13 protein-coding genes are annotated in these 14,117 nt (G+C 46.6%); 4 read left to right on the top strand and 9 right to left on the bottom strand.

Annotation, left to right across the window (positions count from 1 at the left end):
* From AZ66_RS01295 to AZ66_RS01275, 6 genes are all read right to left on the bottom strand, one after another.
* Nucleotides 1–628: MSCRAMM family protein (locus AZ66_RS01295; RefSeq protein ID WP_044353263.1), on the bottom strand; the 628-nt coding region annotated here is incomplete at its 3' end.
* A complete protein-coding gene (locus AZ66_RS33685) occupies nt 625–759 on the bottom strand; it encodes a SpaA isopeptide-forming pilin-related protein (RefSeq protein ID WP_197081635.1) in 135 nt (44 codons plus the stop codon). The genes AZ66_RS33685 and AZ66_RS01295, both read right to left, overlap by 4 nt.
* The gene (locus AZ66_RS01290) at nt 756–3,953 is read right to left on the bottom strand and encodes a collagen binding domain-containing protein (RefSeq protein WP_044353261.1); all 3,198 of its coding nucleotides are present in this window, start codon (nt 3,951–3,953) and stop codon (nt 756–758) included. The genes AZ66_RS33685 and AZ66_RS01290 overlap by 4 nt, the downstream gene beginning before the upstream one ends.
* A gap of 301 nt (nt 3,954–4,254) precedes the next feature.
* A complete protein-coding gene (locus tag AZ66_RS01285) occupies nt 4,255–5,448 on the bottom strand; it encodes a response regulator (protein WP_231586684.1) in 1,194 nt (397 codons plus the stop codon).
* Between the two features lie 76 nt (nt 5,449–5,524).
* Nucleotides 5,525–5,821, bottom strand: coding sequence for a hypothetical protein (locus AZ66_RS01280; RefSeq protein ID WP_021252770.1), 297 nt, complete (start codon nt 5,819–5,821; stop codon nt 5,525–5,527).
* Nucleotides 5,822–6,039: 218 nt separating this feature from the next.
* The gene (locus AZ66_RS01275; protein ID WP_197081634.1) at nt 6,040–7,518 is read right to left on the bottom strand and encodes an aldehyde dehydrogenase family protein; all 1,479 of its coding nucleotides are present in this window, start codon (nt 7,516–7,518) and stop codon (nt 6,040–6,042) included.
* A 305-nt stretch (nt 7,519–7,823) separates the two neighbouring features.
* On the opposite strand from AZ66_RS01275, the gene AZ66_RS01270 reads away from it, so the two are divergent.
* On the top strand, nt 7,824–9,059 hold the full coding sequence (locus tag AZ66_RS01270; protein ID WP_044353277.1) for a stalk domain-containing protein: 1,236 nt from the start codon (nt 7,824–7,826) through the stop codon (nt 9,057–9,059).
* 214 nt (nt 9,060–9,273) lie between these two features.
* Here AZ66_RS01270 and AZ66_RS29575 read toward each other — a convergent pair whose 3' ends face one another.
* Both AZ66_RS29575 and AZ66_RS29570 read right to left on the bottom strand, forming a co-directional pair.
* On the bottom strand, nt 9,274–10,107 hold the full coding sequence (locus AZ66_RS29575; RefSeq protein WP_052648334.1) for an alpha/beta fold hydrolase: 834 nt from the start codon (nt 10,105–10,107) through the stop codon (nt 9,274–9,276).
* On the bottom strand, nt 10,104–11,087 hold the full coding sequence (locus AZ66_RS29570) for a MerR family transcriptional regulator (protein WP_052648333.1): 984 nt from the start codon (nt 11,085–11,087) through the stop codon (nt 10,104–10,106). Before AZ66_RS29570 ends, AZ66_RS29575 begins: the two co-directional genes overlap by 4 nt.
* 185 nt (nt 11,088–11,272) lie before the next feature.
* On the opposite strand from AZ66_RS29570, the gene AZ66_RS01255 reads away from it, so the two are divergent.
* The 3 genes from AZ66_RS01255 to AZ66_RS01245 are packed head-to-tail and all read left to right on the top strand — an operon-like array spanning nt 11,273 to nt 12,452.
* Nucleotides 11,273–11,932, top strand: coding sequence for a TetR/AcrR family transcriptional regulator (locus tag AZ66_RS01255; RefSeq protein WP_044353258.1), 660 nt, complete (start codon nt 11,273–11,275; stop codon nt 11,930–11,932).
* A 14-nt stretch (nt 11,933–11,946) separates the two neighbouring features.
* Complete coding sequence (locus AZ66_RS01250) at nt 11,947–12,129, top strand: hypothetical protein (protein ID WP_044353257.1); 183 nt, start codon at nt 11,947–11,949, stop codon at nt 12,127–12,129.
* A gap of 53 nt (nt 12,130–12,182) precedes the next feature.
* Nucleotides 12,183–12,452 (top strand): hypothetical protein, encoded by a 270-nt coding sequence (locus AZ66_RS01245; RefSeq protein ID WP_156159862.1) that lies wholly within the window; start codon nt 12,183–12,185, stop codon nt 12,450–12,452.
* A 169-nt stretch (nt 12,453–12,621) separates the two neighbouring features.
* Here AZ66_RS01245 and AZ66_RS01240 read toward each other — a convergent pair whose 3' ends face one another.
* The gene (locus tag AZ66_RS01240; protein ID WP_044353255.1) at nt 12,622–14,070 is read right to left on the bottom strand and encodes an alpha/beta hydrolase family protein; all 1,449 of its coding nucleotides are present in this window, start codon (nt 14,068–14,070) and stop codon (nt 12,622–12,624) included.
* Between the last annotated feature and the right edge of the window lie 47 nt (nt 14,071–14,117).

The following is a 14,117-nucleotide window of genomic DNA, read 5'->3' as shown; positions in this document are numbered from 1 at the left end:
CAATCTTTAAGAGCTTCAAGGAGCCCGGAAGAGGTTCGCGAGCGTTCTGCACAGTCACGAGTGTTTCTTTCTCACTTGTAATCGTGAACTCGATGAGCTTTTTATCAATAAGATAGCCATCTGGAGCTTTAGTCTCTTCGACAAAGTAAGTGCCCGCCTTCAGATTTGGAATCAGAATAAGTCCATCCTTATCCGTAGTCTGAATTGAATACGGCTTACCGTTCTTATCCAAGAGAGGTTGCTGGTTCTCGTCAAGGAGACGGAATTGAGCGCCTTCAAGCCCTTTATCTTTCTTACCCGTTTCAATCTTTAAGAGCTTCAAGGAGCCCGGAAGCTTTTCATTTACAAATCTGAGCTCGATCTTGCTCTCATCTTTAACATCAAATTTCAATGGAGTCGTAATGAGCTTGTACCCCTTAGGTGCAGCCTTCTCGACAAATTGATAGCTTCCGATATCCAGGTTGCCCGTGCTCACCTTACCGTCTGTTCCGGTAATCAGCTTGCTGCGCACGACTTTACCCGTCTTAGCATCTTGAATCTCGAACTCAGCCCCAGCAAGAGGTGAAGCAGGCTTGCCGTCATCTACCTTTGTCAGTTCAACAGAGCCTTTGATTCGGTTATTTGTCACAGTCCCCGTTTTTGTACGGTTTGGTTTTCATCGATTGTAAATGGAATTTCTTTAGCTTCCTGCTTATACCCGGCGGGAGCCTGAACCTCGACCAGTTTATATTGACCTGGAGGGAGATCCGTCAGCTTCAACTTACCGTTCTTTTTGTAGGAAGGCTCGTATATCCATTGACATCTGCATATCCGACCCCATCAAACCGCTGAAGCTTGAACACAGCGTCTTCAAGAAGCTTAGATCTATTTTCGGCATCAACTTTCGTGAGCTCAAAATCTCTTACGATTTTGATGTTCTTAATGGTAACGACCTGGCCATCCTTGCTCAGGGTGATAACTTGCTCCGGCTTTTGCGGCAGCAAGTAGCCTGGAGGAGGGGTCAGCTCTTTAATTTTGTATTGTCTAAATCGCAAATCAGTAAAGGTTGCGATTCCGTCTTGATCCGTTACAGCTTCTTGCAGCAGGATCGTTCCCGATTTATCGTACAGCCCGAATTTCGCACCTTCCAGCAGCGCTGCTGTAGCAGCATCGACCTTTTTGATTTTCAACTCTCCGCGGCTGGAGGTGCTTGCTCCGCCTCCTGCTCCCGCGAATTCAACTTTGATGTTTGATGATTCATTGCCGTTTACTGTTCCGGAGGACTGACCTTCAAAAGATACCTTGTTGCTTAAATTCTCACCATTATCGGCATCAATAAAGGATTGATACTCTAAAACGTAAGCTTTATCCAGTTCTGTCTTGAAGGTAAGCGTAAGTTTGTTGCCATCGACCTTCAATTCCGCAACTTGCTCCAAATCCATTGGCGTGGAAGCTTTAGTCAAGGTTCCGTTCTGTGACACGGTCGTTTCGTATAGCTTAATCGACTCTGGCACAAGCTTTTGGCTGGCAGACAACGTATCTGTCAGAACCGAACCGGCCTTGATGTGCGATTGGCTGCGGTTAATGTTGACGATCCAGAACGCGATGTCCGATTGTTCCCCTTTACCTTGGACACCTGTCTTGGATACATACTCATCGCCGTATTTCGGTGACACAGAAGCCGAGCCGTCAAATATTTTGTTTGATGTCGATTTATCCTCCAATGTTGCCCCATTGCTGTAGGATTTGACGACAGACTGATTGTTAAGGCTTGTCTTGTAGGTAATTCGGTAAGCCTTGTTAATTGGGTTGTTAAACGTTAATTCGAAGCCCGATTTATTATTTTCCGTTTTCTTTTCGAATGTATAATCGTTTGTAATGCTGCCTTCTGCAACACCATTTGCGCCACCCGACAAGATCAGTTCGTGTACCGTCAAAGATCCGTCAACGAATGTCTGCTCGCCGGTATAGAAGTCGCGAAGTACGGCTTTATCGATGTGGTGAAGGTTGTAGTTGATATCGATCGCCCACGTAATTTCCTTCGCGCGGGCATCGTAAGTACCTCTTTTATTCCCGTTGTTCTTCGTATAGCCATCTGGTGTAACGGTATCTTCTTTCGTGATAGGCTTTTGAGCAATATTATTTTCTTTCCAATTCAGAGTCGCACTATTTGTGTAGCTGGCGTTATTTAGAACTGGATCGAATGTAGTCTGATACCGAATAACTAGACTGGAAGTAATGTTCGTTGTAAACGTAATCTTGAATCCGCTATGATAGCGGGGATTTGTAGGATCTACTACATAATTGATCGTATAATCCTTATCTTTGGTAAATCCAGCAGCCGTCAAGCTATCCTCAAGGCTTTTCTGATCAATGGTCAAACCTCTCGTCTTGAATGTATCTTCAATGACGACATTTTCCATAACCTTGTTGTCTTGATTCAGGGTGAGGTACCAACCGATCGTTTTGTTGGCATAGTTAACATCATCATGGCCCTTGAAGAAGATGACAGGGTAAATGTCTCTCGATGCCTCTTTAGAGGTGTTGTCATGCATCGTAACTTTATTGTTGATTTTCCCATTTTCATAAACTCGGTCAATGGATTTGGTCGAATACTCGATGGAATAAGCTTTTATTACTTTATTTTTGAATTGCAGCTTAAATCCGTCGGTTGTTTTTACAACTGTATATTCATCTTTGCCTACTTGTCTGACGACGGATGCATATCCCTTATCGTCAATAGACATTTCGTTTACGACGAATGAGTCCACGTTGAGTTCTTGAACCTTCGGGTCAAACACGTCCGCAATCCAAGCCTTCGCTTGTTCGATTTCACGTTCGTTGTAATTATATTCAATTTTCCAATTGATCGTTTGCGTAGATGGCTCATAGCCAGTAGATTGTTTCTCTAGCGGCTTGCTGAATCGTACATCCACACTCGAAGAGATCGTTAGAGGGTTATGATTATCTCCTGTGACCTGAACAGCATTGGTATAGCGTTTGTCTTCTGTCTTGGTAATTTTCGTTTTGTATTTCACTCGATAGGCATTTTGTATATTGCCCAGCTCGATTTTGAAGCCATTGGCTTCGCGTACGGGTAAGTAAGCTACTTGCTCAGCTTCCTTAACGGTTCCGTTCAATTGAACGTCAAGCTTATGTATCGTAATCGAACTCATATCGATTTCCAAGCCGTCTGGCAGCATGTCGGTGAAGATAGCGTTATTGATGTTGTCTTCACTTGTATTGAAGTCTACAACCCATTCGATTTCCGTAGGATTGATCGTTCGATTGGCCGTGCCACGCTTCGTAATCTCTTTGCTGTTTGGATTTTTGTTGAAATGAATTGGGATTTCGAAGTTGGAGTTCCCTTGAATATCAAAAGATATTTCTTGCTGGGTTCCACCTTCAAACTTTTTCTCGTCGAAGTATCTCCATACGAAGAAATCACCGATTAGCTCTTGACCATCCTCAATTTCTTCATTGAACGTGAAGGTTACTTGACCGTCCGATGTAATGTCAAAAGTGCCGTATTCGATTCCACCTTTATTCAAAGGTTGATTCTTAATTGGAGCCGATAACTGGAACTTGTCTGGAAGTCGAAATGTAAAGGTCGAGCCAGCGCCGTAATGGTGACCGGCCGGAAGCTTCCAAGTATAGTCTATATTCACATATTCATTCAGATTTGGACGAATAGATGAAATATTATTCCCCTTCGCATCTGTTATAGAGACGGAAGTAAGAATATTGTCTGTAATTGCCCCATAAGTAACCTTCGTCACGCTGCTGGGATCTTGGCCATTGTTCGGATCCTTGCCATAGGTGAGGTCGGTAACGCTTGTGGCATTACGATCTCCGGTATTGAACAATGCATTCGGCAACCCATCATACGCTTGAACAAGTGTGGGAGGCAGAACAAGATTCAACATAATAGCGACTACTAAGAGACCGTATAATGTCTTTCTAAGGTTGTTCATGCTTAGAATCTCCTATTTTTTAAATTTTTTTGCAACTGAATCATTGTCTACTAAAAGATTCAGTTTTGTCAAACCAAATGAAAATTTCAGAAAACATTTCCTGACATGTGAAATTACCCAACGAAATGGTAGGTTAAACAGATTTGCTTGACATTTTTTTGTGCGGAAATGAGAAAGGTGGAGGGGAGTACGATGATTATATGGTGACTATATTAAAATGAAGAAACACAATTTACACAAAAAATCCCGATAGGTTATCGGGATGGGTAAGGCGTTGGTCGGTGTATGTGCTGAGCAGCTGCTAGATTACAGATCCATTAGCTTGCGCTGATTCCATCATCCATTGATGGTACCAGTCGGTAATTTCCTTGCTAGGGGCCGTATCATACTCCTCTTCGAGCTTGCTTGTCAGAAGATTGTACAGTTTGCGTACTTCGGCTGAGTGATTCAGAGAGGCATAAATGTTCATTAGCGCGAAGTAACCATGCTCTATATGAGGGAACTTGTCAATAATTTGGCGATAGATCAGAGTAGCTTCTGAGTACATTTCATCCGAAAGGTAGTATTGAGCAATTGCCTCGGCATGGTTCAACCAGATCGTTCGTATGCGCTCCCATTCATATTCAGCCCAGCCATATCGATGCTCTTCTAGGAAGTCTCCTGTGTATGCATTCAAGATGGCAAGATGCTGTGCTAAGGTATCCGTCTGCAGTAAGGGAGCCTCGCGAACAGAGTTCTCCCATTCTTCCACGTCAAGTCGCAATGCGCCCCAAGCCAGACGATATCCTTCGTCTTTATATTTGACTTCTATATCGAGTTCTGCGGTTTTGATCATTTTTCTAATTTGATAAATGGCCGTGTGCAGCTGCGTCGTAGCACGTTCCGTATCATAATTCGGCCACAGCAAATCCATCAGCACCTGCTTATTCACGGTTTTCTCTCGGTAATAGAGCAGATACGCGAATAGCTCTTGGGCTTTCAGCGTCTTCCAAGGGAATCGCTGTGCAGCGCCGTTCGCATCGATATAGTGCAAGCTTTGCAGACAGCATAATGTCAGCTGGGGTGTACGCTCATGGCTGATTGCAGGAGCTGCCCCATTCTGCGGATTCGTTGGGGTAAGCCGCTGCAAGGTCAATGCCAGCCGATTGTGGTGGACCGGCTTTAGTAGGTAATCAAGCGCATTCAGCTCGAATGCTTTGACCGCATATTCTTGATAGGCCGTCACAAAAATAATATGTAGCTGTGGATGAATTTGCAGCAGACGTTCGGCCAATTCGAACCCGTTAATCTCCGGCATTTCAATATCTAGAAATGCTACGTGGAGCTGCTCCCGCTGTGCAATTTCAATCGCATCATAGGGATTATAGCAAGCCATTAATCGCTCAATTTTATTTCTTCCGGTCTGTTCCGTCAGCAATTTTTCCATTTTCTTTAGAGCGAGTCGCTCATCATCAACAATTATGGCATGCAGTCCCATTGTTAAGATAGCCCCCATTCTATTTCTATTCCTGAATACGCAGGGAGAATGTATGCTGCATATAAGCTGATTCTACAAATAGTGAATAGCCGTGTTACGATTTCAAGTGCCTATGTTCCAGAATAGCCCGCATATTAATAGACTTCAAGCTTGGGAGTGATTCAACAAGTGTACAGCTCCGCCAGTCTTCCATCAACAGGTAACCGCGCCGTACCAAGGCGAAGATCGTATTGGTGGTGCAATGCCATTCGGGGAATGCCTTGCTATGATCATCTTCTTCTAAAATAGCAGCTCCCTCATATGTCCAACATCCTCCACTCCAGCGAATGAGCCGTCCTCCATGTCGTCTTGCCTGCTCAAGTGCCTCTTGTTGAATGATGGATAATAGCATGTTCGCATTCCTCCAGCAGTCATAGTCGTACTCGTTAGTTCTATTCAATCATATTTGGCTGAACAAAATCTGAATTCGACTGCTGAAATAGAATGAGACGTCCCAGCTTGTCAGACCAGTAGGAAAAAGACCGACTCCTAGAGACCGGCCTTCCCTTCTTATTTAGCTGCTGGCAGCTGGATAACTGTCATGTCATGCCAAGGGTTAGAAATGCAGCATTAATCAAGATTCACCCATACCGTCTTCACTTCGGTGTAATTGTCTAGCGCATAGGAGCCCATTTCACGTCCGATTCCTGACTGCTTGTAGCCACCGAATGGAGCGGCTGCGTCGAATACGTTGTAGCAGTTGATCCATACGGTTCCTGCTCTAAGCTGGCTTGCAAGATAGTGGGCGCTCTTCAAGTCCTGTGTCCATACGCCAGACGCAAGGCCGTAGTCGGACTGGTTAGCCTGTTCAATCAAGTCATCCAGCGTATCATACGGCAATGCTGCAATAACTGGGCCGAAGATTTCTTCGCGAGCAATGGTCATCTGCGGATCAACCTGTGCGAACACCGTTGGCTCGATGAAGTAGCCTTGATTGTAAGGTACGCTTCCGCCCGTCACCAATTCAGCGCCAGCTGCTCTGCCTGCTTCGATGTAGCGCTGGACGACATCATGCTGCTCGGAAGATACTAGAGGCCCCATCTCCGTGTCTAAGTCCAAGCCAGCGCCAACACGAATGCGCTTGGCTTCGGAAGCGAGGTCAGCAACAACGTTATCATAGAGCTTCTTCTGCACGTACAGCCGTGAGCCTGCTGAGCACACTTGCCCTTGGTTGAAGGTAATGCCGCTGAGCGCTCCAGAGACTGCGCGGGACAAATCAGCATCAGGCAGTATAATGTTCGGCGACTTGCCGCCAAGTTCAAGGGTAACCTTCTTCAAGGAGTTGGCTGCTTCCTGCATGATGGATTTGCCTACTACTGTTGATCCTGTGAAGGCAATCTTATCAACATGCGGATGCTGGACAAGCGGAGCACCAGCTGACTCTCCGAAGCCTGGAATGACGTTGACGACACCCGGCGGGAAGCCAGCTTCCTGAATGAGCTGCGCGAGATAGAGTGCCGACAGCGGCGTCTGCTCAGCTGGCTTCAGGACGACTGTACAGCCAGTGGCCAGCGCGGCGCCCAGCTTCCAAGCAGCCATCAGCAGTGGGAAGTTCCACGGGATGATTTGTCCTACAACACCTACAGGCTCATGTCTCGTATAGGTGAGGAAGTTGCCGGCCGTCGGGATCGTTTGTCCAACATTTTTGGTTGCCCAGCCAGCATAGTATCGGAAGTGCTCGATGGTAAGAGGGAGATCGGCAGCCAGTGTTTCACGGAGCGGCTTGCCGTTATCCAATGTTTCTAGCTCTGCAAGCTCTTGCTTGTTCGATTCAATCAAGTCTGCCAGCTTGTAAATAAAGCGGCTGCGATCAGCTCCACTCATGCGGGACCATTCACCATGATCGAAGGCATCGCGAGCAGCTTGTACGGCTCTGTCGACGTCTTCTTCCTGCGCTTCGGCAACAACAGCCAGCACTTCACCAGTTGCGGGATTCATAGAGGAGAATACGTTATTCTTCACGGATTCTGTCCATTCTCCATTGATGAACAGCTTTTTCGTACCTTGCAAGAATGCTTCTACCTTAGGACTGATCTGAATCTGTGACAAGATGTAATCACTCCTTCTATTTGGAATTGGTACAGTGGTTAATAACTTGTACATCTCATATGTATTCTTGCGATCAGCGAATCATTCCCATTGAGATATCTTTGATGTAAATAGAGACTGATTTGCAGATGAGGTGCGACAGGCTTGTGAATGAAATGGAACATTAAGGAAGTGCAGGAATTCTATTGAGAAATAAGTTAAAATAGATCCGAATGAGAGAGTAATAGAGCAATCGCTCTCATAATCTTGTAAGAAATGAGGGAGCTTTCTTGAAAAAGCGATTTCTTATCTGTTCGCTGTTGTCTATGCTGTTGACCTCTACGCTGCTACTTCCGCAGCAAGCAGGCATCGCAGAGGCGGCTGGGAACAGTCAATCTATGAAGACGAAGATTATGCTGGATAACTATCCGCTAGATTTTCAGGCAGAGCCCATTATTGTACAGGGGAATACGATGGTTCCATTCCGTGGAATCGCAGAAGCGCTCGGCATCGAAGTGCTGTGGAATGCGAAAGATAAGACGGTAACGGCGAATCAAATGGCTGCAGATGGGAAGAAGGTAGTAGTTCTGCAATTGAACCAGAAGACAGCCAAAGTGAATGGACAGGCCGTGCAGTTGAGTGCAGCGCCGTTTGCCCGTACCGGAACGACCTATATTCCGCTCAGCTTTTTCAGTAAGCAGTTCGGTGCACAAGTATCCTGGGATCAGAATACGAAAGTCGTCTCCTTGCAGTCACCGCCGAAGAAGATGTACAGTATGGCCTTTTATGCGGTAAAAGCTTTCGGCGAGCGCCAGTATATCCCTCAATTTGATACTGTGGGATTTGGCTGGGCAAGGCTTCAAGAAGATGGAACGATCACAACGAGCGGTAAAGACTTCTATTGGCCCCAAGCTGCAGGAGAAATAACACCTGAGGGGATAGTGGATCAGGCAAAGCAGGAAGGAACTAGTCCGTATCTCATGGTATTTGCTTCAGATCGGAAGAACGAGCTGACGAAAATGCTAGAGGATTCGGCGCTTCGCGATAAGGCGATTGCGGATATTGTGCAGCTTGCAACGGACAAAAATTTCTCCGGCATCGTGCTTGATTTTGAAGGGTTGGGCTTGTCTGGAGATATTGGGAAGGCAAAGCGGGATTACAATGAATTCGTGACTCGTCTTGCCAAAGAGTCCAAGGCAGCTAATCTTAAGCTGTCCCTGGCGCTTCATCCACTGAATGGAGCTTACCGAGGATATGACTATAAGACATTGGCAACAGTGGCGGATGATCTCATTATTATGGCCTATGAGTATACAGGAAAGAAAGCACCGGAGCCGTTGGATAAGGTAAACGAATCCATTAAGCTTGCCTTGAAGGAAGTGCCGAAGGAGAAGCTGGTCTTGGGCATTTCGACATGGAGCGAGAACGATAAGACCATAAGCAGTGTGATTGGGCTTGCAAAGCGCCATCAGTTGAAAGGGACAGCATTGTGGAGATTAGGGCTCATCGGGGAAGCATCCAAAGCACAAATCGACAAAAATGTGATTCCATTAAAATCGTAGCTTGGACAGCACTTTTTTATATCATTGAATAAGCTGTGTACGGTGTATACAATTCTGTAAGTAACCGCCCTATAAGGGCAGCAACCATATAGGTCAGTCCCTTAAGAAGGGTGAAGACGCTCCAAAACCACTGAATTGTGGGAATAGGGGCGTCTTTCTTTTTTATGTGCGTTCACACCAATGTGGGAGGCAACAAAGTTCAACAACATTTAGTCTAGGGATAACACCTGACGATAAAGGATCGAATGGATGCGGCTAGACGATCAGGGCACTCCTCCATGAGAACATGCCCGTAGCTGTCGTATAGCTCAGTAAACAGGTTAGGCACTGTCTGTTCATATTGGTGGAACACTTGCTTTGGAATCATTTTATCTTTCGTTCCATAGATCAGCAGGGTAGGGACATGAATCTCTGAGATCTGATGCGCAATGGTACATGTATCGTCGTCTGCTAATGTCTTAGCGATGACGTAAGGAGTATTCGGATCTTGATATGGCTTCGTCCAGCTGTCCATGAATTCGGGTGTAATATGTACCAGCGGCAAGCTCAGCATCCGGGCAAGCGTAGTCGGCTTCATTTTCTGGCTCATCGCGCCGCGAAATATGCCGTCCATCCAGCCCCTACGGGCTGCCCATTTCACAGGAGGGGCAACTCCGCGGCGGAAGCCGTCAGGAGCAACCAGAGTTAAGCTGCGCAACAGCTGCGGAGCTTGCAAGGCAATGTGTGTCGCGATTTCACCTCCCATGGAGTGGCCGACAAGATGAACTGCTTCGCAGCCTAGTGCTTCTATCACAGATTGAATACGCTTCGCTTGTGCCTGCTTGCTGTATAGGGCCGTCCGTGGCTTATCACTGAATCCAGAGCCAAGCAGATCGGGACAATAGACGCGATATTGTGACGCTAATTGTGCAGCAACGCTGCGCCAGCAATAGTGATAGGCAGCAGTGCCATGCAGCAGCACGACAGGCACATCGTGATTCATGCCATACGCTTGGATATGGATATCCCCTTCTTCAACAGGGACTTTCCATGCAGCAGTCAAGTTCATGTTGCTGATACACCTCCAGCTATCCATTGTTCACTAGGTTCACGGACTAGATAGGCCAATGTTCTCGCAATCATGTGCTGAACTTGCGCCTCGGGGGCAAGAGATGGATTAAGTGTTGTGATAAGCTCCCACCATAACTGGATTCGCTCTGATGTCATGGCTTCCGCTTGCTCCAGGAAGGAGCGTACCTGTTCTCGCGTGATTGGTGCTACAGAACCGGTGACGAGCTGGACGTAATCTAATGCGGCTTGTTGCATATTCGCACTGCGTTCATTTTCCCCTGCTTCGATCAGCGCAAGGATTGTGCTTGTGAGCGCGGCATACGGCTTACCCCATAGAGAATAATCTAACTGCTGGTTGGATACTGTCTCCCAATAGGGCTCAAGCTTTTGCTTCATTTCGAGGGCAAAGGCAGGATCATCCAGCATAGTACTCATTCTTGACCATGCATGAAGCTGACTCTCGCTCAGCTCCTGCACCTTCGGTACGAACCCAATGCAAGTGGTTAGGATATGTTCACGCCATTGATACGGGAGTCCTTCTGTACCTAAATGTTGCTGCATTTTATTGGCGATGAATTGCTGCCTCTGATGCGTGCTCTTATGGACGATATCTGCGATATCATGCAAGTATGCGAGTGGAGCTTCCCGATGCTGCTGCTCTTGGGCGTGAACGAGAATATGCTTCAATCTGTCCAAATGCTCAATCTGCTGCTCGATGGCCTCCAACTGCCACTGAATGGAGGTAGATACGGGAACTTCATGCTGCAGTATCTGTTTGATATCCTGAACAGCGAAGCCAAGGTAACGCAATAATAAGATAAGTTCCAGCTGTGCAATATCTTCGTCGTTATAGTAGCGGTAACCGGTCGAGCTGATTGTAGAGGCTGGAAGCAGCTTAATTTCATCATAATAGCGAATCGTCTTAATTGTTGCGCCTGTCATTTTCGATACTTCCCCGATTGAGTAGTAGCCTTCCATCCTGATGTCTCCCTTCATCTTGTTTCGAGTATAAAGTCTCCGGTCAGGGGAGAGTCAATATCAGCATGGAAATGGAGTCGAACTAGTAGGGAAATAGCCTCCACCACATTGACGAAAGAGTTTGATTGTGACATTATCATTATAGATACCAACGGTCGGTATTTAAAATGAGGGAGGCCTACACCATGGCAAGAAACAAATATCCAGAACAGACGCTGGAGCAGATTATGGCGGTATCTGCAAAACTCTTCATGGAAAAGGGTTATGACAAAACGAGTATTCAAGACATTATTAATGAAGTAGGAATGTCCAAGGGAGCGATCTATCATCACTTTACATCCAAGGAAGAGATTTTGGAGGCGGTTATGAACCAGCGCTCAGATCGTACAGCAGACATGTTCCAGACCTTAATACAGAGTACTCAAGCAGCGAATGCCCGCGAGAAGCTCATTTCCCTATTGGAAGCTCTTGCAGTCGATCACGATGCGCACTCTCTTGATGCTCTCCTATGCTCACAGATCCATAATCCACAGTTTGTCGTAAATGGGATCAAGGATTGCGTACTGCAGGATGCGAAGCAGCTTGCTTCTATTATGAAGCAAGGGATGGAAGATGGGTCAATTAGGACGGAATATCCCGATGAATGCGCAGAAGTGTTCTTGCTGCTGTTGAACGTATGGATGAACCCGGTACTGTTGATGCGAGACATCGAGGGAACCGTTCGACGTCTCCAATTTCTGCAGCTAATGATGAAGCAATTAGGTGTGGATGTCGTCAGCGACAGCTTGATTCAGAAAGTGATGGAGCAATACAAGAACATGGGGGCTTTCCTGAATGTAGAGTGAAGGAGGAGATGACATTGCAAATGCATGTAGGATTTATCGTTGGATCTGTCATCGCGAGTGTAGTTCTAATAGCGGGAATCATCGGACTCGTGCTGAGCAAGCGGCGTGGCGATACAAGCACTTGGGCAGGCTGGGCGGTTCTGTTTGGCGTATGTGCTTTAGTAAGTGCAGTCATTAACTTAGGAATTGTAAAGTGAGAATGAGGGGAGCCTGTGATGAAGATGAGGAAGAACTTGGGGAGGGGGAGAGCATGAATATGAGAAATAAGAGGCTGCTTGAATCTACGAAGAGGCTGTCTGACAGCACCTACAAGAGAGCAATGAAGCAGGCTTATCAAGCTGCACACCCATCTCGGAAGGCGGCATACAGAGGTGCTATAATAAGTGGTGGTATCGGACTGCTGCTGCTGACTGTAGGAGGAGTTGTACTTGGGCTTGGTCAGACGGGATGGGGATTAAGCTTGCTCGGCTCCGGAATTGTGGTTGCAGGTATCAATGTATGGAATGTCCGCCGAATTTAAGTAAGGGGTAGAACAACTTTTTTTTGCACTAATAGATACCAACCGTCGGTATATTACTTATGATTAAATCGATTCCTTACCCTGTAATTGATTTTTTATCTTCATTAGACTGGGGCCGGGAAGGGGAGGAAGTCTGCCTTTCCCAGCCTAGTAGCATTACTATTGTGTATCAATGAAACGTAACTTCGGGATATTCACTCCTGGCGCCGTTCATCAGCGCTCCGCCAGTCCCCTTCAGGTTCTTATTGAAGAAATCCAGAACATAGTGATTGACGACAGATGCCCCTCTGTAACCGTCGATTGTTCCTGTAATACCTGCGTATTGCAGAAGATTCGAATAGAGCTGCAGGTCGGTGAAATTATAATGCTTCGCACCTTCCAATTGGATGACACTTCCACCGTGCTGCTTTACTTTCTCCATTATGGCAAGCTCTTGTGCAATGATGCTGCTCAACTTCGCATCTGTAATAAGCCCCTTGCGCTGCTGCTCCTTCATCTCAGCAAATTTATCAGCCTTCAGGAACAGGGCCGGCTTGTCGGCTAGTCTATGGATGTCTAATTCATAGAGAGAGCCATCCATATTGACCGCCGCCTTGACGCGGGGGTTCGTGTTCAAGACGTTAAATGCGGTCGCGCCCCCGAAGGAATGGCCCATGACACCAATCTTGTCCATGTCGATGGCGCCCGTAAGTGGGCTTGGCATGTGACCAGCATTCAAGCCATCCAACTGGCGAATGACGAAATTCACATCCTCCGTCCATACCGTTCCGATGGATTTGCCTACCGTATAGAAATTATCCATGCTGAAGGTAGTTCGATAGTCTGTATTTGTGCCATCTGGAAACGCAGTAGCTACTGTGCTGTACGGATGGTCGATGGAAGTGACAATATAACCGTGGCTGGCCAGCTGCTCGGCTTGAGACACATGAAGCAATCGGGTTGTCCCCATTCCATGATTGATGATTATTAATGGATAGGGAACGGAAGAATGCTGTACTGCTGCTTCTTCATAGGCATTGCTGCGGATGTACTTCCAATAATCGAAGATCGGTTCAGGGAGCTTGATAAATGATGATAATCCCTTTTTATAGGCAGCGAGCATCTTTGGATCTTCAGGAAAGACAGGTTCGGTCTTCTGCACATTATCTACTTGTGCGGGGTACCAGAATTGAACGAGGAGTTTACGTTTATCTCCACCGTTCTCTGTATAGCTCTCCTCTCGACCTTCATCCGTTAGCGACATCGTAAATGTGCCTACTTGATAGGATCCCTCCAGTTTCGGCAGCTGAAAAACAGGCAAGCATGACGACAACAAGACGGTAAATGTGATTACGACGCAGGATAGGCCAAATAAAGTATAGCGCACAGATCTCCACAGATTGACCGTGCTAGATGACCGTATACTTTTCCAACATGGACTCCCCGTAATTACGATAGTTAGGCTGTACACGCCGAACATCTGCCATCGATAACCCTCTTGCCACAAGTGCAGCGTGAGGATGGACATGCTGATTGTACTGGCTACGATGCCGGATAACCGGGGCAGTTTGCGTGTAAATAGAGTACTCATCAATAAGGCAAAGCAAGAGAGAGCCAGCAATATTTCATAGAGCCGCATAACGTTCCTATTCCTCCCGTTCTTCAGAGCGTACTTGCCTCTGTCTA

It is taken from the genome of Paenibacillus sp. E194 (genome assembly GCF_000935845.1).
Taxonomy (GTDB): Bacteria; Bacillota; Bacilli; order Paenibacillales; family Paenibacillaceae; genus Paenibacillus_B; species Paenibacillus_B alvei_B.
Note: the sequence above shows the minus strand (reverse complement) of the source record. Positions and strands in the feature narration are given on the sequence as shown.

Bases quoted from the DNA above. Each gene is read 5' to 3' on its own strand.
- AZ66_RS29570 (WP_052648333.1), bottom strand. From the start codon at position 11,087: ATGGAAGGCTACTACTCAATCGGGGAAGTATCGAAAATGACAGGCGCA.
- AZ66_RS01280 (WP_021252770.1), bottom strand. From the start codon at position 5,821: ATGCTATTATCCATCATTCAACAAGAGGCACTTGAGCAGGCAAGACGA.
- AZ66_RS01270 (WP_044353277.1), top strand. From the start codon at position 7,824: ATGCTGTTGACCTCTACGCTGCTACTTCCGCAGCAAGCAGGCATCGCA.
- AZ66_RS29575 (WP_052648334.1), bottom strand. From the start codon at position 10,107: ATGAACTTGACTGCTGCATGGAAAGTCCCTGTTGAAGAAGGGGATATC.
- AZ66_RS01255 (WP_044353258.1), top strand. From the start codon at position 11,273: ATGGCAAGAAACAAATATCCAGAACAGACGCTGGAGCAGATTATGGCG.
- AZ66_RS01245 (WP_156159862.1), top strand. From the start codon at position 12,183: ATGAATATGAGAAATAAGAGGCTGCTTGAATCTACGAAGAGGCTGTCT.
- AZ66_RS01285 (WP_231586684.1), bottom strand. From the start codon at position 5,448: ATGGGGGCTATCTTAACAATGGGACTGCATGCCATAATTGTTGATGAT.
- AZ66_RS01240 (WP_044353255.1), bottom strand. From the start codon at position 14,070: ATGCGGCTCTATGAAATATTGCTGGCTCTCTCTTGCTTTGCCTTATTG.
- AZ66_RS01290 (WP_044353261.1), bottom strand. From the start codon at position 3,953: ATGAACAACCTTAGAAAGACATTATACGGTCTCTTAGTAGTCGCTATT.